25 protein-coding genes are annotated in these 24,617 nt (G+C 69.8%); 20 read left to right on the forward strand and 5 right to left on the reverse strand.

The genetic code is table 11. The features are described 5' to 3' along the window. Nucleotides 1-202: 202 nt before the first annotated feature. Nucleotides 203-916, reverse strand: a complete 714-nt coding sequence (locus MKK84_RS09810; protein ID WP_243919187.1) for an SIR2 family NAD-dependent protein deacylase — start codon at nt 914-916, stop codon at nt 203-205. A gap of 123 nt (nt 917-1,039) precedes the next feature. On the opposite strand from MKK84_RS09810, the gene MKK84_RS09815 reads away from it, so the two are divergent. The 10 genes from MKK84_RS09815 to MKK84_RS09860 all read left to right on the forward strand — a co-directional run bounded on the left by MKK84_RS09815 (nt 1,040) and on the right by MKK84_RS09860 (nt 10,172). Beyond that, nucleotides 1,040-1,600 (forward strand): isochorismatase family protein, encoded by a 561-nt coding sequence (locus MKK84_RS09815; RefSeq protein ID WP_243919188.1) that lies wholly within the window; start codon nt 1,040-1,042, stop codon nt 1,598-1,600. Then, nucleotides 1,597-2,742, forward strand: coding sequence for a GlxA family transcriptional regulator (locus MKK84_RS09820; protein WP_243919189.1), 1,146 nt, complete (start codon nt 1,597-1,599; stop codon nt 2,740-2,742). The genes MKK84_RS09815 and MKK84_RS09820 overlap by 4 nt, the downstream gene beginning before the upstream one ends. Before the next feature lie 77 nt (nt 2,743-2,819). Then, entirely contained in the window at nt 2,820-4,247 is a 1,428-nt protein-coding gene (gene hydA / locus MKK84_RS09825; protein ID WP_243919190.1) for a dihydropyrimidinase, read from the forward strand. A 46-nt stretch (nt 4,248-4,293) separates the two neighbouring features. After that, nucleotides 4,294-5,289 (forward strand): ABC transporter ATP-binding protein, encoded by a 996-nt coding sequence (locus tag MKK84_RS09830; protein WP_243919191.1) that lies wholly within the window; start codon nt 4,294-4,296, stop codon nt 5,287-5,289. Nucleotides 5,290-5,306: 17 nt separating this feature from the next. Next, on the forward strand, nt 5,307-6,569 hold the full coding sequence (locus MKK84_RS09835; protein WP_243919193.1) for a PotD/PotF family extracellular solute-binding protein: 1,263 nt from the start codon (nt 5,307-5,309) through the stop codon (nt 6,567-6,569). Nucleotides 6,570-6,780: 211 nt separating this feature from the next. Beyond that, nucleotides 6,781-7,710: an ABC transporter permease gene (locus tag MKK84_RS09840; protein ID WP_243919195.1), complete on the forward strand. Its 930-nt coding sequence runs from the start codon at nt 6,781-6,783 to the stop codon at nt 7,708-7,710. 2 nt (nt 7,711-7,712) lie between these two features. Beyond that, nucleotides 7,713-8,603, forward strand: coding sequence for an ABC transporter permease (locus MKK84_RS09845; protein WP_243919197.1), 891 nt, complete (start codon nt 7,713-7,715; stop codon nt 8,601-8,603). Between the two features lie 49 nt (nt 8,604-8,652). Continuing rightward, nucleotides 8,653-8,973 (forward strand): hypothetical protein, encoded by a 321-nt coding sequence (locus tag MKK84_RS09850; RefSeq protein WP_243919199.1) that lies wholly within the window; start codon nt 8,653-8,655, stop codon nt 8,971-8,973. Between the two features lie 58 nt (nt 8,974-9,031). Continuing rightward, nucleotides 9,032-9,313, forward strand: a complete 282-nt coding sequence (locus MKK84_RS09855) for a hypothetical protein (protein WP_243919201.1) — start codon at nt 9,032-9,034, stop codon at nt 9,311-9,313. A gap of 160 nt (nt 9,314-9,473) precedes the next feature. Next, complete coding sequence (locus MKK84_RS09860) at nt 9,474-10,172, forward strand: 50S ribosomal protein L25/general stress protein Ctc (protein WP_243919203.1); 699 nt, start codon at nt 9,474-9,476, stop codon at nt 10,170-10,172. A gap of 68 nt (nt 10,173-10,240) precedes the next feature. On the opposite strand, the gene pdxH is transcribed toward MKK84_RS09860, so the two are convergent. After that, nucleotides 10,241-10,864, reverse strand: coding sequence for a pyridoxamine 5'-phosphate oxidase (gene pdxH, locus MKK84_RS09865; protein WP_267357748.1), 624 nt, complete (start codon nt 10,862-10,864; stop codon nt 10,241-10,243). A 93-nt stretch (nt 10,865-10,957) separates the two neighbouring features. On the opposite strand from pdxH, the gene MKK84_RS09870 reads away from it, so the two are divergent. Beyond that, entirely contained in the window at nt 10,958-11,494 is a 537-nt protein-coding gene (locus MKK84_RS09870; RefSeq protein WP_243919204.1) for an RT0821/Lpp0805 family surface protein, read from the forward strand. Here the strand turns inward: MKK84_RS09870 and MKK84_RS09875 are convergent. Beyond that, a complete protein-coding gene (locus MKK84_RS09875) occupies nt 11,488-11,775 on the reverse strand; it encodes a hypothetical protein (RefSeq protein WP_243919205.1) in 288 nt (95 codons plus the stop codon). The two genes, MKK84_RS09870 and MKK84_RS09875, sit on opposite strands and share 7 nt — an antisense overlap. A gap of 339 nt (nt 11,776-12,114) precedes the next feature. On the opposite strand from MKK84_RS09875, the gene MKK84_RS09880 reads away from it, so the two are divergent. From MKK84_RS09880 to MKK84_RS09920, 9 genes are all read left to right on the forward strand, one after another. After that, nucleotides 12,115-13,734, forward strand: a complete 1,620-nt coding sequence (locus MKK84_RS09880) for a formyl transferase (protein WP_243919206.1) — start codon at nt 12,115-12,117, stop codon at nt 13,732-13,734. A gap of 122 nt (nt 13,735-13,856) precedes the next feature. Then, complete coding sequence (locus MKK84_RS09885) at nt 13,857-15,827, forward strand: monovalent cation:proton antiporter-2 (CPA2) family protein (protein WP_243919207.1); 1,971 nt, start codon at nt 13,857-13,859, stop codon at nt 15,825-15,827. A 24-nt stretch (nt 15,828-15,851) separates the two neighbouring features. After that, a complete protein-coding gene (locus tag MKK84_RS09890) occupies nt 15,852-17,288 on the forward strand; it encodes an MATE family efflux transporter (RefSeq protein ID WP_243919208.1) in 1,437 nt (478 codons plus the stop codon). Nucleotides 17,289-17,405: 117 nt separating this feature from the next. After that, nucleotides 17,406-18,155, forward strand: a complete 750-nt coding sequence (locus MKK84_RS09895) for a DUF937 domain-containing protein (RefSeq protein WP_243919209.1) — start codon at nt 17,406-17,408, stop codon at nt 18,153-18,155. A gap of 100 nt (nt 18,156-18,255) precedes the next feature. Further along, entirely contained in the window at nt 18,256-18,567 is a 312-nt protein-coding gene (locus MKK84_RS09900) for a cupin domain-containing protein (RefSeq protein WP_243919210.1), read from the forward strand. Between the two features lie 151 nt (nt 18,568-18,718). After that, entirely contained in the window at nt 18,719-20,023 is a 1,305-nt protein-coding gene (gene glyA / locus MKK84_RS09905; protein WP_243919212.1) for a serine hydroxymethyltransferase, read from the forward strand. Nucleotides 20,024-20,120: 97 nt separating this feature from the next. Beyond that, on the forward strand, nt 20,121-20,654 hold the full coding sequence (gene nrdR / locus MKK84_RS09910; protein ID WP_243919214.1) for a transcriptional regulator NrdR: 534 nt from the start codon (nt 20,121-20,123) through the stop codon (nt 20,652-20,654). Further along, complete coding sequence (ribD, locus tag MKK84_RS09915; protein ID WP_243919216.1) at nt 20,651-21,760, forward strand: bifunctional diaminohydroxyphosphoribosylaminopyrimidine deaminase/5-amino-6-(5-phosphoribosylamino)uracil reductase RibD; 1,110 nt, start codon at nt 20,651-20,653, stop codon at nt 21,758-21,760. The genes nrdR and ribD overlap by 4 nt, the downstream gene beginning before the upstream one ends. 3 nt (nt 21,761-21,763) lie before the next feature. Next, entirely contained in the window at nt 21,764-22,384 is a 621-nt protein-coding gene (locus MKK84_RS09920) for a riboflavin synthase (protein WP_243919218.1), read from the forward strand. 6 nt (nt 22,385-22,390) lie between these two features. Here MKK84_RS09920 and MKK84_RS09925 read toward each other — a convergent pair whose 3' ends face one another. Together MKK84_RS09925 and MKK84_RS09930 are read right to left on the reverse strand one after the other, a co-directional pair. Next, nucleotides 22,391-22,819, reverse strand: coding sequence for a PaaI family thioesterase (locus MKK84_RS09925; RefSeq protein ID WP_243919220.1), 429 nt, complete (start codon nt 22,817-22,819; stop codon nt 22,391-22,393). A gap of 94 nt (nt 22,820-22,913) precedes the next feature. Next, nucleotides 22,914-24,485: a SpoVR family protein gene (locus MKK84_RS09930; protein ID WP_243919222.1), complete on the reverse strand. Its 1,572-nt coding sequence runs from the start codon at nt 24,483-24,485 to the stop codon at nt 22,914-22,916. Nucleotides 24,486-24,617: the final 132 nt, after the last annotated feature.

A 24,617-nucleotide genomic window follows, 5' to 3' on the forward strand; every position in this document is an offset into this window, starting at 1 on the left:
TTGTGGCTTCAACGAACGCTTGGGAGGGCCGCGACGCTGAGCCCAAGCTTGACCTTTGTAGCCGGCCGGCAACGCTCCGAACAGTTCTTGACAGCGCGCAGGGACGTGATTCGCAAAAATTAGGACATATATCCTCGACGACCGCAACCTACCTGGGGTCGAAATGCACAGCCGTTACAAGGCCTTGCTGCATTGGGTGCGGTTACAGACCGAGATCGGCCAAGTACCGCGGCAGCGCCTCGCTGGCCGGCCCGTACCGGGCCGCGTCGAACGCGTCGGCGTTGTCTGAGGGTTCGAGGTTGATCTCGCAGGTCGGAATTCCGAGCGTCCGGGCCTGTCGCACATAGCCGGCCGCCGGGTAGACCGCCCCCGACGTGCCCACCGCCACGAACAGATCCGCCTCCGCCAGTGCCCCCTCGATCGCGTCGAGGTGCATCGGCACCTCGCCGAACCAGACCACGTCGGGCCGCATCCGGCCCGCGACGCCGCAGGCCGGGCAGGATTCCGCCCGGGTCAAGTCCGCGCGCCAGGGCGTGACCGCCTCGCAGGCGCAGCAGCGGGCCTTGAGCAACTCGCCGTGCATGTGGGTGACCGCCCGGGAGCCCGCCCGCTCGTGCAGGTCGTCGACGTTCTGCGTGCACAGGAACAGCCGCCCGCCCCGCGCAGAGAGGCGCGCCTCGGCCTGTGCCAGGGCAAGGTGCGCGGCGTTGGGCTCGGCCGCGATCACGCCCCGGCGGCGATGGTCGTAGAAGTCGAGCACCGTGTCGGGATCGGCCGCATAGGCCTCCGGGGTGGCGAGCTTCACGGGATCGAACCGTGCCCAGATCCCGCCGCGGTCCCGGAACGTACCGAGCCCACTCTCGGCCGAGACGCCGGCACCGGTCAGGACGAAGAGTCTTTCGGGGTGTGCCGTCATGCGCGTGCTCCGGGCGGTTGCGTAGGATGGCCGGAAATGTCCGCTCGTTGGCGGCACGGTTGCTTTCGCGCCGAACCCGGGAGACGGATGCTCACGCGGCATTCACCCCTCGGGAGGCACGAAATGTCCGATGTTGCGCTGCTGGTCATCGATGTCCAGGAATCCTTCCGGCACAGGCCGTTCTGGATTGACGCCGGCATCCGGCGCTTTACCGAGCGCCTGCAGGCGCTCATCGACGGCGCCGTAGCGTGCGGCATCCCGGTGCTGCAGGTGTTCCACCTCGCCGAGACCGGCCCATTCTCGCTGGAATCGGGCCATGTCCGCACCCTCGATCCCATCGTGATTGCGCCGTCGGCTATCTTCCACAAGCGCCGGCACAGCGCCCTGGTCGATACCGGCTTGGCGGGCTGGCTGACGCAACACGGGATCCGCCGCCTGATCGTGTCGGGGATTCGGACCGAGCAGTGCTGCGAGACCACCACCCGCCACGCCTCCGACAGCGGCTGGCAGGTGGATTTCGTCACGGAGGCGACGCTGACCTTCGCCATGACCCATCCGGACGGCCGCCGCTCCGCGGCCGATGACATCAAAACCCGCACCGAGCTGGTGCTCACCGAGCGCTTCGCCCGCATCGCCACGGTGGAGGAGGCGCTGGCCGGCCGGGCGCTGCCCGCCGCCGCATGACCGGGTCGGGGCGCCGCATTCCGGTCCTGGTGGTGCTGCCGCCCCGCGCGCTGCTGCTCGATCTAGCCGGCCCGGTGGAAGTGCTGCGGATCGCCGGGGCAGTGCAGGACCGGATCGCGTTCGACCTGCGCTACGCGGCGCCGCAGGGATCAATCCGCAGCTCGATCGGGCTCGATCTCCGCGGGGCCGGCCCGCTGCCGCCGGAGATTGCGCCAGGGACGGTGGTGCTTCTGCCCGGCGCGACCGAGCACCCGCTCGGCCCGGCGCGAGATCACGCCGCGGATGAAGCCGTGGAGGCCGAGATCGTGGCGTGGCTGCGCGCCGCGATCCGGCCGGGCCACACGGTCGTGACGGTCTGCGAGGGCGCGCTGCTGGCGGCCCGGGCCGGCCTGCTCGACGGCTACGCCTGCACCACCCATCACGGCAGCTGCGCTCGCCTCCGGGTAGCGGCACCCCGGGCGAATGTGCTGGAGAACCGGCTGTTCGTGCAGGACCGCGACCGGTTCAGCAGCGCCGGCGTCGCCGCCGGCATCGACCTGATGCTGCACCTCGTGGCGGAGTGGGCCGGTCCGGCGACAGCCGTCGTGGTGGCGCGCACCCTGGTCGTGTACACGCGCCGCGGCCCGGACGATCCGCAGCTCTCCCCCTGGCTCGAAGGCCGCAGCCACCTGCATCCGGTGGTCCACCGGGCGCAGGACGCGATCGCGGCCGAGCCGGCCCGGGACTGGTCGCCCGTCACGCTGGGCAAGCTGGCCGGGGCGAGCCCGCGCAATCTCGCGCGGCTGTTCCGGCACCATGCCGGGATGACCGTGACGGAGGCGGTCAACCGCGCCAGGATCGCACGCGCCCGGGATCTGATCGCGCAGACCGACCTCGGCCTCGAACAAGTGGCCGAGCGTGCAGGCTTCGCCTCGGCCCGGCACCTGCGGCGGGTGTGGGCGCAGTTCCACGCGACGGCGCCCTCGGTTCTACGCGCCAAAATCCAGGATTCGAAAGGTCGGGACCTGTCGCGGGTTCAGGGCAGCGCCCTGATGGGCTCGGGCGAAGCCCGCCATCGGGGCTCTGCCCCGATCCCCCGCCAAAGGGCTGAGCCCTTGGAAACCCATGACCGGAAGTCGCTGGACCCCGACGATCGGCTGTGACCTCCTGCCGCCGTGATGGCGGTCGCCCGAATCGGCGCGGACCGTGCATCGGCCCCTCGGCGCAGAGGAGGAACCGCATGCCCGAATTCGATCTGGCGATCCGCGGCGGCACCGTCGTCACGGCGAGCGATACGGTGCGGGCGGATATCGGCGTGCGCGGCGGCCGGATTGTCGCGGTGGCCGAGGCCATCGCCGACGCCGCCCGGGTGATCGACGCCTCCGGCCTGCTGGTCCTGCCGGGCGGCATCGACAGCCACGTCCACATCGCCCAGGATTCCGGCCCCGGCATCGTCATGTCCGACGACTTCGCCAGCGCCACCCGGGCGGCGGCGGCCGGCGGCAACACCTGCGTGATGCCGTTCGCGCTCCAGCCCCGGGGCGCCTCGCTGCGGGGCGCGGTCGATGCCTATCGTGCCAAGGCCGAGGGCCAGTGCCACGTGGACGTGGCGATCCACATGATCATCTCGGACCCGAGCAAGGCCGTGCTGGGCCAGGAGCTGCCGGCACTGGTGGCCGACGGCTACACCTCGTTCAAGGTCTTCATGACCTACGACGATCTCGTGCTGAACGACCGTCAGTTGCTGGACGTGTTCCACGTCGCGCGGCGGCAGGGCGCCCGGGTGATGGTCCACGCCGAGGGCTACGACGCGATCCGCTATCTCAGCGAGCGGCTGGAGCGCGCGGGCGAGACCAGGCCTTACGGCCACGCCCTGTCCCGCCCGGAGGTGGTCGAGCGGGAGGCGGCCCACCGGGCGATCAGCCATGCCGAGCTGATCGACCTGCCGATCGTCATCGTCCACGTCTCGGGCCGCGAAGCCACCGAGCAGATTGCCTGGGCGCAAGCGCGGGGCCTGAAGATCCGGGCCGAGACCTGCCCGCAATACCTGACGCTGACGGCCGAGGACATGAAGGGGCTCGGCCAGGACGATCCCATGGCGGGGTCGAAATACGTCTGCTCGCCGCCGACGCGGGACGTCGAGAGCCAGGAGGCGGTGTGGTCGGGGATCCGGCGCGGGATCTTCGACGTGGTCTCCTCCGACCATTGTCCGTTCCGCTACGACGACCCGCAGGGCAAGCTGAACCCGCGCGGAAAGACCTCCTTCCGCTGGATCCCGAACGGCATCCCCGGCATCGAGACGCGGCTGCCGGTGTTCTTCTCGGAGGGCGTGTCGAAGGGGCGGATCAGCCTCAACCAGTTCGCCGCGCTGACCGCCACGAACCACGCCAAGCTGTACGGCCTCTACCCGCGCAAAGGCTCGATCGCCCCGGGCTTCGATGCCGATCTCACCCTCTGGGATCCGAACCGGCGCGAGACCATCCGCCAGGCTAACCTGCACCACGGCTCGGACTACACGCCCTGGGAGGGGTTCGAGGTCACCGGCTGGCCGGTGATGACCATCGCGGGCGGGCAGGTCATCGCCGAGGACGGGAAGGTCCTGTCCGCGCCGGGCCGTGGGCGGGTGCTCGACCGGGCGGTCGATCCGGCCGAGCGGCGGGACGCCTGACGGCCGCGCTGGCCCGTGGCTTGCGTGATCTCCGGGGGAGCCTTGCATGAATGTCGAGCTGATCGGCCTGACCAAGCGCTACGGCGCGGCGATTGCGGTCGACGGCATCGACCTGAAGGTGCCGTCCGGCGCCTATTGCTGCCTGCTCGGCCCCTCGGGCTGCGGCAAGACCACGACGTTGCGGATGATCGGCGGCCACGAACGCGCGAGCGCCGGCGATGTGGTGATCGGCCCGAAGGCGGTGGGCGATGCGGCCCCGGCCGAGCGCGGCACCGCCATGATGTTCCAGAGTTACGCGCTGTTCCCGCATCTCGACGCGCGCGACAATGTCGCCTTCAGCCTCAAGATGCGTGGGGTCGGCAGGGCGGAGCGCCGCGCCAGGGCGATGGCGATGCTCGACCTCGTGCAGATGAGCCACCTCGCCGGGCGCCTGCCGGCTCAGCTCTCCGGGGGCCAGCAGCAGCGCGTGGCACTCGCTCGCGCCCTCGTCACCGGCCCGAAGGTGCTGCTGCTCGACGAGCCGCTCTCGGCCCTCGACCCGTTCCTGCGGGTGCGGATGCGGGTCGAGCTGAAGCGGATCCAGACCGAGCTCGGCCTTACCTTCATCCACGTCACCCACAGCCAGGAGGAGGCGATGGCGCTCTCCGACCTCGTGGTGGTGATGAATGCCGGCCGGATCGAGCAGGCCGCCGACCCGCGCACCGTCTTCGAGCGGCCGGCCACCGCCTTCGTGGCCCGGTTCATCGGCGGCCACAACGTGATCCGGCTGCCCGACGGGCTCGTCGCCGTGCGGGCCGATCGGATGCGGCTCGGCGCCGAGGCCGGCCACGCCGCGCTGCCGGCCCGGGTGGTGGCGGTCGAGTACCAGGGCACCAGTGTCCATGTCGGCCTCGACGCCGAGGGGCTGGAACGCGCGCCCGAGAGCCCGGCCGCGCTGACCGCAATCCTCAGCGACGCGGATTTCGCGGCCCGGCCGCTCCGCCTCGGCGACACGATCCCAGTCGGCTGGGAAGCAGCCGCCGCCCACCGCCTCGACGCGTAACAGGTACGGAGACGACCATGGACCTGCCCTCGAAGCCGAGCCGGCGCACGCTCCTGAAAGGTGCCGCCGCGCTGGCCGCCACGCCGGTGACCGGTTTCCCGGCGGTCCACGCCGCCGAGCCCGTGACCCTGCGCTACCTCGGCACTGCGGTGAACCAGTCCGCCGACATCGCCAAGAAGGTGAAGGAGGATCTCGGCATTACCCTCGAGTACATACCGGTGGTCACCGACGAGGTGACCAAGCGCGCCGTCACCCAGCCGAACTCCTTCGACCTGATCGACACCGAGTATTTCAGCCTCAAGAAGATCCTGCCCTCGGGCAACCTGCAGGGCATGGACGCCAAGCGGATCAAGCTCGCAGACAAAATTTCTTCCGTTTTCACCAAGGGGGAAGTGGCCGGCAAGCGGATCGGCGACCAGGGCACGGCGCCTCGCAAGGTCTTCTACCTGGAAGGTCTGGATTCCAAAAAGTTTGCCGGCGAACAGACCCAGTGGATCTCGCTGATCCCCACCGTTTACAACGCCGACACGCTGGGCATCCGGCCGGACCTGATCAAGGTGCCCGTCACGAGCTGGAAGGAGCTCCTGAACCCGGCCTTCAAGGGCAAGGCCTCGATCCTCAACATCCCGTCGATCGGCATTATGGACGCCGCCATGGTGGTGGAGGCGACCGGCGACTACACCTACGGCGACAAGGGCAACATGACGAAGCCCGAGATCGACCGCACCATCAAGGTGCTGATCGAGGCCAAGCGCGCCGGTCAGTTCCGGGCCTTCTGGCAGGACTTCAACGAATCCGTGAACCTGATGGCCTCGGGCGAGACGGTGATCCAGTCGATGTGGTCGCCCGCCGTCACCAAGGTCCGCGCGCAGGGCGTACCCTGCACCTACCAGCCGCTGAAGGAGGGCTACCGGGCCTGGGCCTCGGGCTTCGGTATCCCCAAAACGTTGAGTGGCAAGAAGCTCGACGCGGCCTACGACTTCATCAACTGGTTCCTGTCCGGCTGGGCCGGGGCCTACCTCAACCGGCAGGGCTACTATTCCGCGGTGCTGGAGACCGCCCAGGCGAACATGCAGCCCTACGAGTGGGCCTTCTGGATGGAGGGCAAGCCCGCCGAGAAGGACATCCTCGGCCCTGACGGCACGCTGATCGAGAAGGCCGGCGCCACCCGCGACGGCGGTTCCTTCGACGCGCGGATGGGCGCGGTCGCCTGCTGGAACGCGGTGATGGACGAGAACACTTACATGGTGCGCAAGTGGAACGAGTTCATCGCAGCGTGAGGGCGGTGCGCGCCAGTTCCCCCTCCCCCCTTTGCGGGGGAGGGTGGCCCGCGAAGCGGGTCGGGAGAGGGGAGCGCCGCATCCGAGAAGGGGGCGACGGGCTTCACATCCCGAACCGTCGCGCCGCCCCTCTCCCGACCCTCGCTGACGCGAGGGCCACCCTCCCCCGCAGAGGGGGGAGGGATGCGTCGGCGCGCGCAGGGCGAACCCGATGACCGATCTCGCTCTGCCTGCCCCTGCCACGGTGGCCGCAGCGCCCGCCGCGACAGCGCCCCGCCCGCGCCGCGCCCTCGCCTATCTTCAAGCCGCGCCGCTGGCCCTCGTCTTCTTGGTCTTCCTCGTGGTGCCGCTGGTGCTCACCGGGATCGTCTCGCTCTGGGAGTACAACGAGTACGAGATCATCCCGGCGCTGACCCTGCAGAACTACGTCGACGTGTTCGACGGCTGCCTGTCGGCCGACCTCTGCACCACTGTGCGGACTTACCTCTCGACGGTGAAGTTCGTCGTGCTGACGCTGGCCATCACCCTGCCGCTGGGCTTCGCCATCGCGTACTTCCTCGCCTTCCACATCCGCTCCGGCACGGTGCGGATGGGCCTGTTCCTGCTCTGCACGATCCCGTTCTGGACCTCCAACGTGATCCGCATGATCTCATGGATCCCGCTGCTCGGCCGCAACGGCCTCATCAACGACACGCTCCGCACCCTCGGGCTGATCCGCGAGCCGATCGAGGGCCTGCTCTACTCCGACTTCGCGGTGGTGCTGGCCTTCGTGCACCTCGACACGGTGTTCATGATCGTGCCGATCTTCAACAGCCTCGCCCGCATCGACCGGCGGCTGATCGAGGCGGCGCGCGACGGCGGTGCGTCCGGCGCACAGATCCTCTGGAACGTGATCCTGCCGCTCGCCAAGCCCGGCATCGCGATCGGGACGATCTTCGTGACGACCCTGGTGATGGGCGACTTCGTCACCGTGGGCGTCATGGGTGGCCAGCAAATCGCCAGCGTCGGCAAGGTGATCCAGGTGCAGATGGCCTATCTGCAATTCCCGGCCGCCGCCGCCAACGCCATGGTGCTGCTCGCCGCGGTGCTGCTGATGATCCTGGGGCTGACCCGGATGATCGACCTCCGGCGGGAGCTGTAGCGATGGACCAGCCCCGCGGCCTTGCCTTCTACGGGCTTGCTGGACTCTTCGCCCTCTACGTCCTGTTCCTCTACGGGCCGACGCTGACGATCCTGGCGCTGAGCTTCCAGGGCCCGTCCGGCGGCCTGACCTTCCCGATGAACGGCATCTCGACCCACTGGTTCGCCAAGCTGTGGGCGGGCGTCGGCGTCGTCGACATCTGGGCAGCGCTCCGGCGCTCCCTGGCGCTCGGCCTCGTGGTGATGGCGCTCACCGTGACGATCGCGTTCTTTGCCGGCCTCGCCTTCCGCAAAGGCTTTCGCGGCGCCGGCCTCGTCTTCGCCCTGGCGGTGTCGAGCCTGATCGTGCCCTCCATCGTGGTCTCCCTGGGCATCGGGCTGGAGTTCCGGCTCCTCGACGACGCCATCAAGGCGCTCGCCGCCGCCACCGGCTGGGGATTCCTGCAGGACCACGGCACCCTGATGGGCCTCTACAGCTCGGCGCTCGGCGCGCACCTCACCTGGACGCTGCCCTTCGGCCTGCTGATCATGTTCGCGGTGTTCAACCGGTTCGACCCGGCCTACGAGGAGGCCGCCCGCGACCTCGGCGCCAGCGGCCCGCAGACGCTCCGCCACGTGGTGGTGCCGATTCTTGCGCCCGCGTTGGTTGGCGTCGCACTGTTCGGCTTCACCCTGTCGTTCGACGAGCTCGCCCGCACCAGCCAGGCGATCGGCGGCCGCAACACGCTGCCTTTGGAGTTGCAGGGACTGACCACCACCGTGACAACGCCCGAGATCTACGCGCTCGGCACGGTGACCACCACGGTCTCGGCCCTGGTGATCGGCACGGCGCTCGGCCTGACCCTGTGGCTGCAGAAGCGCCGGGCGCGGCGGGCGCTGGCGGGGTTGCCGTAGGTCGCTTGCCATCTCATCCTGCTTACATGCGAGTCGATGAGGGTCGCTTGTGTGGCTGGCCGGATCCGTTGCGGTCACGATTCTCGATTACGGCCGTGGAAATACGGTCCTGATCGAGATTGAGACTCCTATCGGGCGGCTGCAGGCGGTGGGCGAACTGGAGCAGATCGGCCAAACATTGTATTTTCGTCGTGCCCATATCCAGGGGCTGCACACGGGCGCCCTCGGGCGGGTTCGGCTCAACGCGATCGGTGCGGCGATCTTGAGAGAGGCTGAAGTCGATGCGATCGTCATTGAAGGAGGCACTCGAACGACGGGGGCGGGACCGAAACGAGGGCGCCGACCACCGCCCTTCCGGTATCCCCGTTGAACTCGTGCTCCAGGCGTCGAGCCCAATCGAGCAACCCGTCAGCCTCGTGCGAGCGCTAATGGCCTTCGGCCTGGACTTGCGAGACGCGCACGACACCGTCGATCGCCTTGCGAGTGGCGATCAAGTCTCCGTCACCCTGCATCTGATGCCGGATAGCGACTCGCCCTTCGCCCTGCGCAAGTTCGGTGTGGCAGCGTCCGCGCCCCAGCCAGACGATGCGTCAACGATCCCCGGGGATGTGCTCGGCGCGATCGATGCGTGGCGTTTGTCGAGACCGGAGCGGCCGAGCCGCGAGGAGGCAATCGGCATCATCCTTCGGCGAGGCCTCGCGGCCGCGTAGGAGCCCCACCCGAACATTGCCAATTCCACCTCATCCGTGTATGCGCACCGCGCGCCCTCCGACACCCTTGGAGGCAGGGGCGCGCCGGGAAGGTCACAGCCGTCCGCGTCGGGCGGCTTTTTCGTTTTCCGGATCCCATTATCATCTGAAGGATCACGCCATGAGCGCAGTAAAGACGCTTGAGGCCGTGGCACGCGACCGGGTCGGCAAGGGGGCCGCCCGGGCCGTTCGTCGCCAAGGCCAAGTTCCCGCCGTCATCTACGGGGGCGGCCAGCCGCCGGAATCCATCGCGGTCGACCTCGTCCGCGCCCGCACCCTGATCTACGCTGGCGGCTTCAAGACCACGCTGTTCGAGATCAACGCCGGTGGCAAGAAGATCCGCGCGATCCCGCGCGACTTCCAGCTCGACCCGGTGAGCGGCGTCCCGCTGCACGTCGATTTCCTGCGCGTCGTCTCGGGCCAGACTGTCACGGTTGAGGTGCCGGTGCACTTCATCAACGAGGACGAGGCCCCCGGCATCAAGCAGGGCGGCGGCACCCTCAACATCGTGTCCCACACGCTGGCCCTCGACGTCGCCCCCGACCAGATCCCCGACGCGATCGAGGTCGACCTGACCGGCCGGCAGATCGGCGACGTGATCCACGTCTCCGACATCAAGATCCCGGCCGGTACCTACACCGGCGAGCAGACCGACCCGGTCGCCAACATCGTGCCGCCGACCGTGCTCGGCGCCGAGGTGGAGGCCGAAGAGGCCGCCATCGCCGAGGCACAGTCGGCCGAGGCCGCTGAGGAGAAGGCCGAAGCTGAGGCCGAGGCCGAAGGTGCCGAGGACGAGAAGAAGGACGGCGAGGAGGCCTGAGCCTCGTCGCACCGCGCACGCGAGAGCCCCGGTTTGGCCGGGGCTCTCTTCGTTTCGGGACGACAGCCTTAGGGATAGAGCCGCGCCCGGTTCCAGCCGTCGCCGGTCCGGGTGAAGCGAACCCGGTCGTGCAGGCGGAAATCGCCGTTCTGCCAGAACTCGATGCTCGTCGGCGCGATGCGGAAGCCGGTCCAATGCGCGGGCCGGGGGATCGGTCCGTCGCCGTAGCGCGCGGCCAGTTCCGCCACCGTGCCCATCAGCGTGGCGCGGTCGGCGAGCGGGCGGGATTGCTGGCTGGCGATCGCGCCGAGGCGGCTCTCCGGGTGACGGCTCGCGAAATACGCATCCGCCTCCTCCGGGCTCACCGGTGAGACTTGGCCGCGGGCGCGCACCTGCCGGCGCAGGCTCTTCCAGTGCAGCACCAGGGCCGCCTGCGGATTCTGCGCCAGCTCCTCGCCCTTGGCGGACTGGGCATTGGTGTAGAACACGAAGCCGCGCGCATCGAAGCCCTTCAGGAGCACCACGCGGACATCGGGCAGCCCGTCTGAGCCGGCAGTGGCAAGCGCCATCGCGTTCGGATCCTCAGGCTCGGCAGCCTCCGCCTCCTTCATCCAGACGGAGAACAGGGCGACCGGGTCGTCGCTTTGGGTGAAGTCCGCCCCTCGCGGGTCATCGGTCCTTAACTGATCCACGCCAAGACTCCTGCTTGCCGCGTCCAGGGGCCTGAGGGGGCACCGACATCGGCATGTTCGGTCGAGCGGAAAGCCCGTCGTGAGTCAGGTGTAATGCGGCGATGCGCGTGTAAAGGGCCACGGCTGCGGTCACGCTTCGGTGCGACCACACTGCCGCTGGCGATGATGCTGGTCCTGGGCGGCTGCAGCCAGCCGCTGCTGGTCTTCCGTGGAGAAGGCGAGGCGCCGCGCGAGGTCGCGGAGCCCACCGTCACCGGCAGCATCGAGAAGCGGCCCCTGAGCTTCGGCAACGATCTCGCCGAGGAGGATTGGCGCCGGGCCCGGGCAGCCCTGACGGTCGCGCTGGATCCGCAGGGCAACGGGCGCCCCGTGAAGTGGGACAACCCCGAGACGAGCCTGCACGGCACCGTCAATCCGACTGGCCTACCCTACGTGGCCGACGACCTGATCTGCCGCAACTTCCTGGCGTCCATCGTCGGGCCTAGGCGCAGCCGCTTCGTGCGCGGCACCGGCTGCAAACCTTCGGGCGGCGCCTGGACGCTCACGCGCATCCGGACAGCGAAGGGTCCGAATGCTTCTGATGACGGCCGGCCCCGTAAGGAGGCCGGCTCAGGCGGGACGTCTCAGTAGGGATAGCCGTAATACGGCCGCATGCGCAGCCGCGGCTGGGCAGCCGGCGGTGCGGCGTAGCGGGCGGCAGCCTCCGGATCATAGGTCCGGATGTAGGGATCGAGCGCCGGGTCGCGATAATTGCCGTTGTTCACGCCCGCCGAACGGTCGTTGCCGCTGAGCGCCGCGTAGGGCGAGAGTCCGCTACCGCTGTCACCGCCGCCGCCGCCACCGAACGCGAAGGCCGTACCCGGCAGGGCGACGAGGAGCATTGCCGTAAGCGTCAGCGTCTTGCGCGTCATGTCCTGTCTCCAAAACCTCTGACTCGGCGAACGGCGCAGCCGAACGGGGAGTTCCCGAGCGGCCCGGATCAACCGCGCGACATGGTATCTCGGCCGCGCAGCAGAGATTTACGATGCCGGATGAAACGTATCAATTTTTGATGACGCTGGCAGGAATCGCCCGGCATGACCGGCCTGCTGTGGTGGACAACCGATCGGTCTTGCTGGATCGTGCCGCCAAGCAACAGTTTCCGAGCCCGCATCGACCGTATTGGCGGCCGTCTGAGGGCGTTTTCCAGGGCCCTTCACCGTGCGCGTCGTGACGCAATACGATAGGCCGAGCCCAAGGCCGCTCGGCTGATGGAGCGTGTGATCGGCGGCTCGGACCGACCGATGGCCGGCATTCGGGCTCCGGCCTGTCCCGTCCTTCAGCCGCCGCGTTCAGGCGCGGCCGCGCGGTCCGTCACCGTACGCCTCGACCGCCGGTCCCTGCGCGGCTGGCATATCCGCCTCCTCGACCAGCTCGGGCAGCATCCGGACCGGCGCGTCCGGATCGCCTGGGTCACGCAGGGCAGTGGCCTGCCGGCGAATGCCGAATTGCTGTTCCGCCTGGAGGCGGCGATTCACGGGCTGCCCCGACCCGGCCTCGCCACCGCGGCCGAGCCGGTCGCCCTCGCGCCCTACGAGGCCGGGCCGGACGGGACTGTGAAGACTGGGGACGACATTGTTCTCGACCTCTCGGGCGCCCCCGCCGACCCGACCGACTCCTCGACCACCGCGCCGGTCTGGCGGCTCGATTTCGACGGCCTGCCCGGGGAGGCAGGCCTGCTCGCCGCCCTGTTCGCCCGCCGGGCACCGGTGGCGGCCCTGCGCGGGCCGAACGGCGCCCCAGTGGCGGTCGGCCGCCTCGGGGCGGAATCCCACACCGTGATGCTCGCCGCCTTCGAGGATTACCTCGCGCGAACGATCACGCTGATCGCCGCCGCCCTCGACGGGGCCGGATCGCAGAGCCTGCCGGACGGCGCCGAGGCGCCGCTGCAGCCTGGTAGGGCCTTCGACCTCGACGGGTTCGGGGCCGGGCGGCGCGCCGCCGGGGGGCTCGCCCGGCAGATCGCCCGCCGGCTCTACGCCCTCTGCTTCCAGGGTCCGCAATGGCGGGTGGGCTGGCGGCAGGTCGTCGGTCCCGACCTGATCGACCTGCGCCGCCACCCGGAGGGCGGCTGGAACGACCTGCCGGACGACGGGCGCCGCTTCTACGCCGACCCCTTCGCCATCGCCCGGAACGGGGCCGTGACCCTGTTCGTCGAGGAGTTCGACTATCGTCGCGGCAAGGGCGTGATCTCGGCAGTCGATTTCGAAGCGGACGGCCCGCGGGGCCGCCCGGAGCCGGTGCTCGAACTCGAAACACACCTCTCCTACCCGTTCGTCTTCGAAGCGGATGGGCAGGTCTGGATGATCCCGGAATCCCACGCCTCCGGGACGATCGACCTCTACCGGGCCACCGCTTTCCCGCGGGGCTGGGTCCACGAGGCGGTGCTGGTCGACGGGGTCGTGGCGAGCGACGCGACCCTGCTGCACCACGGGGGACGCTGGTGGCTGTTCGCCACCGTCCGGGCCGGCGGAGGCAGCTATTCCGACACGCTGCACCTCTGGCACGCGCCGCATTTCCGTGGCCCCTGGACGCCGCACCGCCGAAACCCGGTGTTGATCGATGTCGGCTCGGCCCGGGCCGCCGGGCCGGTCGTGGCGCGGGGCGGCGCGCTGATCCGGCCGGTGCAGGATTGCCGCAACGGCTACGGCGCGGCGCTCGGCCTCGCCCGGATTCTGCGCCTCGACGAGGACGGCTACGCCCAGCGGGTTGAGACCCGGCTCGGGCCTGGAGCGGCCTGGCCGGGTTCGCGCCTGCACATGCTGAGCGCGGCCGGGGGCCTCGAATTCATCGACGGCTCGCGCCCGGCCCGGCCGCGTCTGCTGCGCTGATCCGGCGCGCACGATTCCCTCCGGTGCCGAACGGCACGCGCTTGCGGCTCGCATCCCGGCGCCGGCCGCGCTAATCGGAGGGCTCACGCGCGAACCGTAGAAGAACCGCCGGGACGATCTTCATGGCGAGCCCCGTCGAACATGCGAGCTTCCTGCCGCCGGTCCTGACCTTCCTGTCGGCGGCGGTGATCGGCGTGCCGATCTTCCGGCTGATCGGCCAGAGCGCCGTGCTCGGTTACCTCGTGGCCGGCGTGCTGATCGGTCCCTCCGGGCTGTCGCTGATCGCCGAGCCCGAGACCGCCGCGAGCGTCGCCGAGATCGGCGTGGTGCTCCTCCTGTTCATCGTCGGGCTGGAACTGCACCTGTCGCAACTGGTCTCGATGCGGCGCGACATCTTCGGCCTGGGCGCCGCGCAGCTGGTCGTCTGCGCCCTGGTGCTGGGCGGGGCCGGCCTGCTGGCGGGCCTGAATTTCGGGGCGGCCGCGGTGATCGGCCTCGCGCTGGCCCTGTCGGCGACCGCGGTGGCGCTGCAACTCCTGGAGGAGCGGGGCGACCTGAACAGCGCCTACGGCGCCCGCGCCTTCGCGGTGCTGCTGTTCCAGGACCTCTCGGTGGTGGGCATCCTGGCGCTGATGCCGCTGCTGGCCTCGGCGGGTGGGGCGACCGACCCGGCCTGGCTGGGGGATGCCGCGCTCTCCACCGGCAAGGCGGTCGCCGCGATCCTGACGGTGGTGCTGGTCGGCCGCTACGGCCTGAACCCGTTCTTCCGGCTGCTCGCGGCCAGCGGCGCCCGCGAGGTGATGACGGCCGCCGCCCTGCTGGTGGTGCTCGGCACCGCCCTGCTGATGGAACAGGTCGGCCTCTCGATGGCGATGGGTGCGTTCCTCGCCGGGATCCTGCTCGCCGAGTCGAATTTCCGCCATCAGCTGGAGGCCGATATCGAGCCGTTCCGCGGCATGCTGCTCGGTCTGTTCTTCATGAGCGTCGGCATGTCGATCGACGGCAATCTCGTGCGCGAGGTCTGGCCGGCTTTGTTCGGGGCGACGCTCGCCGCCATTTTGGTGAAGGTCGCCCTGGTGGCGGGCCTGTTCCGGCTGTTCGGCTCGGACACGCTCGGGGCGCTGCGCGGCGCGGCCGTCCTGGCGCCGGCCGGAGAATTCGCCTTCGTACTGCTGCCGCAGGCTGCGGATCTCGGCCTCACCGGCGCGACGGCGACGCGCTTCGCAGTGGCGCTCGCGGCGCTGACCATGCTGATCGGGCCGATCGCCGCCAAGGGGCTCGACAAGCTGATCGAGCGGCGCAATGCGCGGACCACGCACGACATCGAGGAGCCGTCGACTGAACTCGCCGAGAGCGGCGACGCCCGCGTCCTGGTGATCGGCTTCGGGCGGTTCGGGCAGCTTCTGACGCAGGTGCTGCTCGCCGAGGGCATCAACGCCACCGTCATCGACAAGGACGTGGAGCAGCTGCGCGCAGCCTCGCGCTTCGGCTTCCGCATCTATTACGGCGACGGCACCCGGCTCGACGTGCTGCGCGCCGCGGGCATCGGGCGGGTCGAGCTGGTCTGCATCTGCGTCGACGACCGGGAGGGCGCCCTCAAGATCGTCGACATCGTGCACGAGGAGTTCTCCGAGGTGCGCACCTTCGTGCGGGCCTACGACCGCCTGCACGCGGTCGAGCTGATGAACCGGGACGTCGACTACCAGATCCGCGAGACCGCGGAATCGGCCCTCGCCTTCGGGCGCGCCGCGCTGGAGGCGCTCGGCCTGTCGCCGGAGGCCGCGGCCGCCCGGACCGACGACGTGCGCAAGCGCGACATCGCCCGCCTCGTCCTGCAGCAGGCGGGCGCCCTGCCGGACGGCTCCAGCTGGATGCGCGGGGCCGCGGCGGGCCTGAAGCCCGAGCCGCTGACCTTACCCGTCCGGCCCGCCCGGGCGCTCAGCACCGAGACCCGCGACCTCGTGGGCAGCGACCGGCGCGAGGCGGCCGAGCGCGTGCTCGAGAGGCCGGCGCTGGCCCCGCAGGAGGTAGACGCCGCCGAGGGCGATCCGGAGGCGGAGCTGGAGACGGAAGGCGGCATCCGGGATGCGTGATCGTCCCGATGCCTGACGCGCACGATGTCTGACGGCCTGCCCCCACCGGAGTCCGGCCGCTTCGTCACGGGCTCGATCCTCCGGCACGTCGTGGTGATGGGCGCCACCGGCTCGGTGGGTCTGCTGGCGATCTTCGCCGTCGACCTGCTGTCGCTGCTCTACGTCTCGACGCTGGGCGACCCGAACCTCACCGCGGCGGTCGGATTCGCCGGCATCGTGCAGTTCTCCGCCACCGCGGTGAATATCGGCCTGATGATCGCCGCGGGCGCCCTGGTGGGGAGGGCCGTGGGTGCGCACGATCTAGCCTCGGCCCGCCGCCTCTCGACCTCGGCGCTGACGCTCGGAACCCTCGTCTCCGCCCTGATCGCGGGGCTGATCGCGCTCTACGCCGAGCCGCTTCTGACCCTGATCGGCGCACGCGGCGAGGCCCTGCGGGTGGCCACGCTGTTCCTGCACATCACCCTGGTGTCGAACCCCCTGCTGGCCGCCGGCATGTTGTTCACAGGCCTGCTCCGGGCGGTCGGCGCGGCCGGGCAGGCGATGCTGGTGACGCTCGCCGGCGCCGTGATCACGGCGCTCCTCGACCCGGTGCTGATCTTCGCCGCCGGCCTCGGCGTGGAGGGCGCGGCGATCACGGTCTGCGTGGCGCGGGTGACCTTCGTGGCGGTGGGTCTGCGCGGCGTCGCCCGACATGGCCTCCTGGGTTGGCCCCGCGGCGCCGACCTCCGGGGCGACACGGTTACCCTGGCGATCGTCGCGGGCCCCGCCATCCTCACCAACCTCGCGCCCTCGGCGGCGAGCGCGTTCCTGGCGCGTCTCTATGCCGGTTACGGCGCCGAGGCAGTCGCGGCCGCCTCGGTGATCGACCGCCTGACGCCGGTGGCCTTCTGCGGCCTGTTCGCCCTGTCGGGGGCGATCGGGCCGATCCTCGCGCAGAACTGGGGCGCGGGCCGGTTCGACCGGATGCGCGGCGTCCTGCGGGCCGCCGCCGGGGTGACGCTCGCCTACGTGAGCACGGTCTGGCTCGCCCTGGCGCTCGCCCGTGGCCCGATCGCCGCCCTGTTCGGCCTGCACGGGGTTGCGGCCGAGCTGTTCGGCTTCTTCTGCCAGGTCGGCGGCGCGATCTGGTTCTTCAACGGGCTCCTGTTCCTGGGCAACGCCGCCTTCAACAATCTTGGCTTCCCCTTACGCTCCACGCTGCTGAACTGGGGGCGGGCGACGCTGGGCACGATCCCGCCCGGCCTGCTCGGTGCCGCGCTCTACGGCCCCCGGGGGGTCGTGGCCGGCATGGGGCTCGGCTCGCTGGTCTTCGGGGTGCTGGGATTTTTGCTCGCGCGTCGCACCGTCGACCGGCTGGAGGGCGCCGGGCCGAACCTGCTGCCGGCCACGGGCGCGTCGGAGGTGCCCCACCGGGTCGCGCCCCTGCCGGTGGGCCATGCTCAGCACGGTCCGGCAAGCTGAACACGACGGTCGAGTCGCACTGAGCACAAGTTCCGCGGGTAGGAACTGGTATTTCCCCGCGCGACGGGTCACGATGCTCCATCCCGGCTGGTCCGACCGGGCCAGGATCAAGGCGTCATGTTCAACCCGCTCGAGATGTTCCAGGCCCAGGGCGAAGCCGGGTTCCAGGCCCTGGGTCAGCAATTCGGCCTGACGAATGAACAGACGGCCCGCGCCTTCGAGGCGCTGATGCCGGCCCTGACCCTCGGCCTCCAGCGCAGCGTCGGCATGGACCCGAGCAGCCTGACCCGGATGTTCGGCCTCCCCGATGCGGCGCGCCCCGCGGGGCGGCAGGGACTCGATCCCTTGAGCCAGATGTTCGGTTCGGCCCAACTGCTGCAGGGGGTGCTGCAGCAGGCCTCGGCCACGAGCGGCGTGGGCGCGCAGGTGCTTCGCCAGATGCTGCCGATGATGGCGGGTGCCGTGGTGGCCAGCATCGTCCACGTGCTGATGAACCAGCCGCAGCCTGCGCCCGCCCAGGCGCGGGCGAGCGCGCCGCCGCCGCCCGTGCCGTTCCCGTTCGGCCCGGCCTGGGCCGAGATGGCCAAAGCGTTCATGCCCGCCGAGCCCCCGCCCCCCAAGCCGGTGCCCAAGCCGCCGGGGGCGAAGCCCGGCGAGGGCGGCTCGGACATGCTCCAGCAGATGCTGCGCACCGGGGCCGAGGTGCAGGGCAACAACATCCGGGCGATGCAGGACCTGTTCGAGACCTTCTGGCCCTCGACGGGGACGACGGCCGACGGCCCCCGGGATGCGCAGGCTGGCAGGTCACACGAGCCGCAGGCCGCGAAGGCCAGGCGCGGGCGCCCGCCCCAGGGCGGGACCGGGTGACGCAGGGACGAAGCCCCCGCGGCCGTTGCCTCGGCGGATCCGCGTCGCATCTCGTGCCGGTACCGGTCCGATCCTGTCCGGCTGCCGGGAGAGTCCATGGATGACCGACCACCTGACCGTCTGGGACGACCGGGCAGAGAGCGTCGCGGCCAACGGCGTCGCCAAACGCACGATTCCGGGCGCAGGGGCGAGCCTCGTGCGCGTGGTGGTGCCGGCCGGCGTCTCCGCCGCGCGCCACAACCACGATCACGAGCAGTTCGTACAGGTTGTCTCGGGCTCCGGGATCCTTGAGACCGAGCAGGGCCGCAAGCCGTTCACCGCCGGCAGCGTGTTCCACTTCCCCGCCGGGGCGTGGCATGCCGCCGCATTCGAGACTGAGACGGTGTTGATCGAGACCAACCTAGCGCTTTGAAGAGCGCCGCCTTCAATTTCTTTCATCCCGGCTGAAAAAAGGCCTGTGCTTGGCCTGAGGGTTCGGCCCGTGTAGAAATCGGACTTTCAACGCCCGCCCGTGCACGCCGACGAAAGGCCGGGCATTGCCCCTACCAGAACAGAGGCTGACCATGAGCGCCGGTACTGCCGCCGACAAGCACTTCTCCAATAGCTTCTTCGCGGCTCCCCTGACGGATGCCGATCCCGAGATCGCCGAGGCGGTGGCCAAGGAACTCGGTCGTCAGCAGCATGAGATCGAGCTGATCGCCTCGGAGAACATCGTCTCCCGCGCCGTGCTGGAAGCTCAAGGCTCCGTGCTGACCAACAAGTACGCGGAGGGCTATCCGGGCCGGCGCTACTATGGCGGCTGCCAGTTCGTCGACATCGCCGAGGATCTCGCCATCGAGCGCGCCAAGCGCCTGTTCGATTGCGGCTTCGCCAACGTGCAGCCGAATTCCGGCTCCCAGGCCAACCAGGGCGTGTTCCTGGCTCTGTTGCAGCCCGGCGATACGTTCCTCGGCCTCGACCTCGCGGCCGGCGGTCACCTGACCCACGGCGCTCCGCCGAACGTCTCGGGCAAGTGGTTCAAGCCGGTTTCCTACACGGTGCGCCGGGACGACCAGCGCATCGACATGGAGCAGGTCGCCCAGCTCGCGCAGGAGCATAAGCCGAAGGTGATCATCGCCGGCGGCTCGGGCTACCCGCGCCATTGGGATTTCGCCAAGTTCCGCGAGATCGCGGATTCGGTCGGCGCCTACTTCATGGTCGACATGGCCCACTTCGCGGGCCTCGTGGCGGCCGGCGTCCATCCGTCGCCGTTCCCGCACGCCCACGTCGCCACCACGACGACCCATAAGACGCTCCGCGGCCCGCGCGGCGGCATGATCCTGACGAACGACGAGGCGCTCGCCAAGAAGTTCAATTCGGCGATCTTCCCGGGCATTCAGGGCGGCCCGCTGATGCACGTCATTGCCGGCAAGGCGGTGGCCTTCGGCGAGGCGCTGAAGCCCGAGTTCAAGATCTACGCCCGTCAGGTGGTGGAGAACGCCAAGGCGCTCGCCGACACGCTGATGTCCGGTGGCTACGACATCACCTCGGGCGGCACCGACAACCACCTGATGCTGGTCGATCTGCAGCGGAAGGGCCTGACCGGCAAGGCAGCGGAAGCCGCGCTATCGCGGGCCGACATCACCTGCAACAAGAACGGCGTGCCGTTCGACACGCAGAAGCCGACGATCACCTCGGGCATCCGGCTGGGCACCCCGGCCGGCACGTCGCGCGGCTTCGGCGTCGCCGAGTTCAAGCAGATCGGCGGCTTCATCGTCGAGGTGCTGGACGGTCTCGTCGCCAAGGGCGAGGCGGGTGACAGCACGGTTGAGGCCGACGTCAAGACCCGCGTCCATGCGCTGACGGACCGGTTCCCGATCTACGGCTGAGGCTTGAGCGGGGCCGGCCTTCCGGGCCGGCCATGCGTGGTCTAGGAAACGGCCGCGGATCGATCCGCGGCCGTTTCCATGTCCGGGTACCCCATCCATGCGCTGTCCCTATTGCGGCGGCTCCGAGACCCAGGTGAAGGATTCGCGGCCCTCCGAGGACGGCGCCGCGATCCGCCGCCGCCGGGTCTGTCCGGATTGCGCGGGCCGCTTCACCACCTTCGAGCGGGTACAGCTGCGCGAGGTCGTGGTCCTCAAGCGCTCGGGCAAGCGCGTGCCCTTCGACCGGGACAAGCTCCAGCGCTCCATCGACGTGGCCCTGCGCAAGCGCAGCGTCGCGCCGGAGCGGATCGAGCGGCTGGTGAGCGGCATCACCCGGCAGCTCGAGAGCGCCGGTGAGCCCGAGGTGACCTCCGAGGTCATCGGCGAGTTGGTGATGGCGGGGCTCAAGGGTCTCGACGACGTCGCCTACGTGCGCTTCGCCTCGGTCTACAAGAATTTCCGCGAGGCCAAGGATTTCGAGGATCTGCTCGGCACGCTGAGCGACGGCACGCTGCCGCCGGTATCCGAGACCGCCCTGGAGGCGGAGCCGGAGCCCGAGGCCCCGGGACGCCGCCGCTCCGGTCGGACATGAGCGACGATACGACCTTCATGCGCCTCGCCCTCGCCCTGGGCCGGCGGGGCCTCGGCAGCACCTGGCCGAATCCGTCGGTCGGTGCCGTCGTGGTCGAGCCCGACACAGGCCGCATCCTGGGGACGGCCGCCACGGCGCCGGGCGGCCGCCCGCACGGGGAGCCGCTGGCGCTCGCTGCCGCGGCGGATGCCGCCCGGGGCGCGACCCTCTACGTCACCCTGGAGCCCTGCTCGCATCACGGCCGCACGCCGCCCTGCACGAACGCGATCCTGGCCGCCGGGATCGCCCGGGTGGTCAGCGCCCTGGAGGATCCCGACCCGCGTGTGGCGGGTCGCGGCCACGATCTCCTGCGGCAGGCGGGGGTAACGATCGAGACCGGGTTGATGCGGGATGAGGCGGCGCGCGACCATCTTGGCCACGTCACCCGGGTGACGCGTGGCCGGCCCGCCCTGCACCTCAAGCTCGCCCGCACCCGCGACGGCTTCTGCGCGGCGGCCGGTCCCGAGCGCCTGCGGATCACCGGGCCGGTGGCCGATGGGGCGGTCCATCTCTGGCGGGCCCATGCCGATGCGATCCTGATCGGCATCGGCACCGCCCGGGCCGACGATCCGTCGCTCACCGTACGGCTGCCGGGGCTCGCCGGGCGCTCGCCCCTGCGGATCGTGCTCGACACGCATCTGCGGCTCTCGCCGGCGAGTGTCCTGGCCCGGACCGCCCGCGACACGCCGACCCTGGTGCTGACCACCCGCTCCGCCCCGGCCCATGCCAAGCGCGCCCTGGAGGCACTGGGCGTCGAGGTCGCCACCGTGCCGGCGGATGCGGCCGGCGGGATCGATCTGCCGGCCGCCCTGGCGCATCTGGGCGAGCGCGGCCTGACCCGCCTGTGCAGTGAGGGCGGCCCCCGCCTTGCGGAAGCGCTGGTCCGCGCCGATCTGATCGACACCTGCACGCTGGTGACCGGGCCGGTGGCGCTGGGGCCGGCCGGGGGCCTTCCGGCGCTGGGGCCCGCTCTGGCGGACGCTCTGGCGAGTGACCGGTTCCGCGAGGCCGAGCGGCTTCAGCTCGGTCCCGACACGGCCGTGACCTACGAACGCAACAGGACGTAAGCGATGTTCACGGGGTTGGTCAGCGCCATCGGCACAGTGGTCTCGGTCTCGGGCGAAGGCGACCTGCGCCGGATCGTGATCCAGACCTCCTACGATCCCGCCACGATCGCGCTCGGCGCCTCGATCGCCTGCGCGGGCCCGTGCCTCACGGCGGTCTCGGTGCAACCGGCCGAGGGCGGCTGTGTCTTCGCGGTGGACGCGGCCGCCGAGACCTTGATGCGCACCACGGTCGGCTCCTGGGCGCCGGGCACGCGGATCAACCTCGAACGCTCACTGAAGATCGGCGACGAACTCGGCGGCCATCTGGTCACCGGCCATGTCGATGGCCTCGCCGAGATCGTCGAGCGTACGAGCGTCACGGCTGATGCCTCGGGGGCCAGCGAGCGCTTCACCCTGCGGGCGCCGGCTGCTGTGAAACATTTCATCGCCGAGAAGGGCTCGGTCTGCCTCGACGGCACCTCGCTCACGGTGAATTCAGTCCAGGACGACCGATTCTCGGTGCTGCTGATCCCGCACACGCTCCAGGTCACCACCTGGGGTGAGCGACGCGCCGGGGACCGGCTCAACCTGGAAGTCGATCTGATCGCCCGCTACGCCGCGCGGCTCGCCGAAGCGCGGGCCTGAATCCGCTCAGCGCGGCGGGATCGAATAGGTCCCGGTGGCGTGGCAGACGAGGTCGGGGTTGCCGTCCGCGCTGATCAGAACCTCGCCCACCGCGAGCCGCCGGCCGAGCTTGAGCAGCCGGCATTCCGCCAGGAGATCCCCGGAGGCCGGCTTGCGCAGGAAGTTGAAATTGAGGCTCGTGGTCACCGCGAGCGCGACGGGGCCGATATTGGCGAGGATCGCCGCGTAGAGGGCGTAATCGGCCAACGCCATCATGGCCGGCCCCGAGACCGTCGCGCCGGGGCGCAGGAAGCGCTCCTGCGCTTCCAATCGCATCCGTGCCGTAAGCGGGCCCACGGCTTCGAGATGGTAGGCGCGCCCGCCCGCCTGCATCTGCGGGAATTCCTGGTCGAGAAAATTGCTGGTTTCTTCGAGGGTGAGGATCGTAGCGGTCATCGCGTCAAGCAGCACGGCCGTACCGCCAAGGCAATCTCGGGCTGCTCCCGACCAAACACCTCAGGATGAGGGTGCGGGAGGGAAGTCTCCTGGATCAGAAAAAAATCGGCCGCGCGCTGGCGGTGATCTCGCCCAGCACCGTGCCGGTGGCAGGCTCGACCTCCTTGAGCACCACGTCGTAGCCCCAGAGGTCGGCGAGGTGCTGCAACACCCGCTTGGCGTCGTCCTTCTGCAGGGTGATCTTGTTGATCGCCTTGTGGTGCAGGATCAGGCGACGATCCCCTTCGAGATCCACATCCACCACCTCGATATCCGGATCGAGCCACGCCACGTCGTATTGCCGGGCAAAGGAGCGGCGCATCTTGCGGTAGCCGCGCTCGTCGTGGATCGCCTCCACCCGCAATTCCGGCTCATCGGGGTCGTCGACCACGTGGAACAGGCGCAGGTCGCGCATCAGCTTGGGCGAGAGGAATTGCTGGATGAAGCTCTCGTCCCGGTAATTCTCCCAGCAGTCGCGCAGGACCGCCATGGCGTCGCCGGTGCCGGCGATCTCGGGGAACCAAGCCCGGTCCTCGTCGCTCGGCTGCTCCACGATGCGGGCGATGTCCTGCATCATCGCGAAGCCGATCGCGTAGGGGTTATGACCGCCATAGGAACGGTCGTCGTAGTTCGGCTGCCGGATGACGTTGGTGTGGGATTGCAGAAACTCGAGGTAGGCCGCCTCGGTGATCTGCCCGGATTCCGACAGGGCGTTCATGATTCGGTAGTGGCTGTAGGTGGCACAGCCCTCGTTCATCACCTTGGTCTGGCGCTGTGGGTAGAAATACTGGGCGACCAAGCGGACGATGCGCAGGATCTCGCGCTGCCACGGCCGCAGGCGCGGGGCGACCTTCTCCAGGAAGTAGAGAATATTCTCCTGCGGTAGTTCGAGGAGCGCCTTGCGCCGTTCCGCCGCCAAGTCCGGCCGCACGGTGCCGATCTTCTGCGGCAGGGTACGCCAGAGGTCGTTGTAGATCTGCTCGCCGTGCTCGATCCGCTCCCGCTCGCGCCGCTGCTCGGAGGCGAGGTCCGGCCGCTTCTTGCGCGGGTAACGGTGGACGCCCTGGCTCATCAGCGCATGGGCGGCGTCGAGCACCTGCTCCACCGCCTGATGGCCGTAGCGCTCCTCGCAGCGGGTGATGAAGCCTTTCGCGAAATCCAGATAGTCCAGAATGCCTTCGGCGTCGGTCCATTGCCGGAACAGATAGTTGTTCTTGAAGAAGTGGTTATGGCCGAAGGCGGCGTGCGCGATGACCAGCGTCTGCATCGTCGCCGTGTTCTCTTCCATCACGTAGGAGATGCACGGGTCGGAGTTGATGACGATCTCGTAGGCGAGCCCCATCAGGCCGCGGCGATAGCCGGCCTCGTGCTGGGCGAAGTGCTTGCCGAACGACCAGTGCTTGTAGAACAGCGGCATGCCGATCGACGCGTAGGCGTCGAGCATCTGCTCGGCCGTGATGATCTCGATCTGGTTCGGATACCACGACAGGCCGAGCTGCGGCCCGGCGATGGCCTCGCACGCGTCGTGGATGCGCCGGATCGTGTCGAAATCCCAGTCGTTGCCGATGAACAGGGGTTTCTGGCTGCCGGAGATGATCTGGGGCGTGCGTGCCTTGACGAGCGTCATGCGGCCTCCCGTTTTTTTGGACCCGGCCCCACAAGAACGCGGGATGGGGACTCCCTCCCCCCTTTGCGGGGGAGGGTGGGCCTCGCGTCAGCGAGGGTCGGGAGAGGGGCAGCGCGACGGTTTAGGAGGCGG

The sequence above is a fragment of the Methylobacterium sp. E-065 genome, assembly GCF_022829605.1.
GTDB lineage: Bacteria > Pseudomonadota > Alphaproteobacteria > Rhizobiales > Beijerinckiaceae > Methylobacterium.

Coding starts and splice junctions, on each gene's coding strand:
- glyA (WP_243919212.1), top strand. CDS start 18,719: ATGAGCGCCGGTACTGCCGCCGACAAGCACTTCTCCAATAGCTTCTTC.
- MKK84_RS09895 (WP_243919209.1), top strand. CDS start 17,406: ATGTTCAACCCGCTCGAGATGTTCCAGGCCCAGGGCGAAGCCGGGTTC.
- MKK84_RS09880 (WP_243919206.1), top strand. CDS start 12,115: ATGGAGCGTGTGATCGGCGGCTCGGACCGACCGATGGCCGGCATTCGG.
- MKK84_RS09925 (WP_243919220.1), bottom strand. CDS start 22,819: ATGACCGCTACGATCCTCACCCTCGAAGAAACCAGCAATTTTCTCGAC.
- MKK84_RS09845 (WP_243919197.1), top strand. CDS start 7,713: ATGGACCAGCCCCGCGGCCTTGCCTTCTACGGGCTTGCTGGACTCTTC.
- MKK84_RS09900 (WP_243919210.1), top strand. CDS start 18,256: ATGACCGACCACCTGACCGTCTGGGACGACCGGGCAGAGAGCGTCGCG.
- MKK84_RS09810 (WP_243919187.1), bottom strand. CDS start 916: ATGACGGCACACCCCGAAAGACTCTTCGTCCTGACCGGTGCCGGCGTC.
- MKK84_RS09875 (WP_243919205.1), bottom strand. CDS start 11,775: ATGACGCGCAAGACGCTGACGCTTACGGCAATGCTCCTCGTCGCCCTG.
- nrdR (WP_243919214.1), top strand. CDS start 20,121: ATGCGCTGTCCCTATTGCGGCGGCTCCGAGACCCAGGTGAAGGATTCG.
- hydA (WP_243919190.1), top strand. CDS start 2,820: ATGCCCGAATTCGATCTGGCGATCCGCGGCGGCACCGTCGTCACGGCG.
- MKK84_RS09815 (WP_243919188.1), top strand. CDS start 1,040: ATGTCCGATGTTGCGCTGCTGGTCATCGATGTCCAGGAATCCTTCCGG.
- MKK84_RS09885 (WP_243919207.1), top strand. CDS start 13,857: ATGGCGAGCCCCGTCGAACATGCGAGCTTCCTGCCGCCGGTCCTGACC.
- ribD (WP_243919216.1), top strand. CDS start 20,651: ATGAGCGACGATACGACCTTCATGCGCCTCGCCCTCGCCCTGGGCCGG.
- MKK84_RS09820 (WP_243919189.1), top strand. CDS start 1,597: ATGACCGGGTCGGGGCGCCGCATTCCGGTCCTGGTGGTGCTGCCGCCC.
- MKK84_RS09830 (WP_243919191.1), top strand. CDS start 4,294: ATGAATGTCGAGCTGATCGGCCTGACCAAGCGCTACGGCGCGGCGATT.
- MKK84_RS09890 (WP_243919208.1), top strand. CDS start 15,852: ATGTCTGACGGCCTGCCCCCACCGGAGTCCGGCCGCTTCGTCACGGGC.
- MKK84_RS09930 (WP_243919222.1), bottom strand. CDS start 24,485: ATGACGCTCGTCAAGGCACGCACGCCCCAGATCATCTCCGGCAGCCAG.
- MKK84_RS09870 (WP_243919204.1), top strand. CDS start 10,958: ATGCGGCGATGCGCGTGTAAAGGGCCACGGCTGCGGTCACGCTTCGGT.
- MKK84_RS09855 (WP_243919201.1), top strand. CDS start 9,032: ATGGCCTTCGGCCTGGACTTGCGAGACGCGCACGACACCGTCGATCGC.
- MKK84_RS09920 (WP_243919218.1), top strand. CDS start 21,764: ATGTTCACGGGGTTGGTCAGCGCCATCGGCACAGTGGTCTCGGTCTCG.
- MKK84_RS09835 (WP_243919193.1), top strand. CDS start 5,307: ATGGACCTGCCCTCGAAGCCGAGCCGGCGCACGCTCCTGAAAGGTGCC.
- MKK84_RS09840 (WP_243919195.1), top strand. CDS start 6,781: ATGACCGATCTCGCTCTGCCTGCCCCTGCCACGGTGGCCGCAGCGCCC.
- MKK84_RS09860 (WP_243919203.1), top strand. CDS start 9,474: ATGAGCGCAGTAAAGACGCTTGAGGCCGTGGCACGCGACCGGGTCGGC.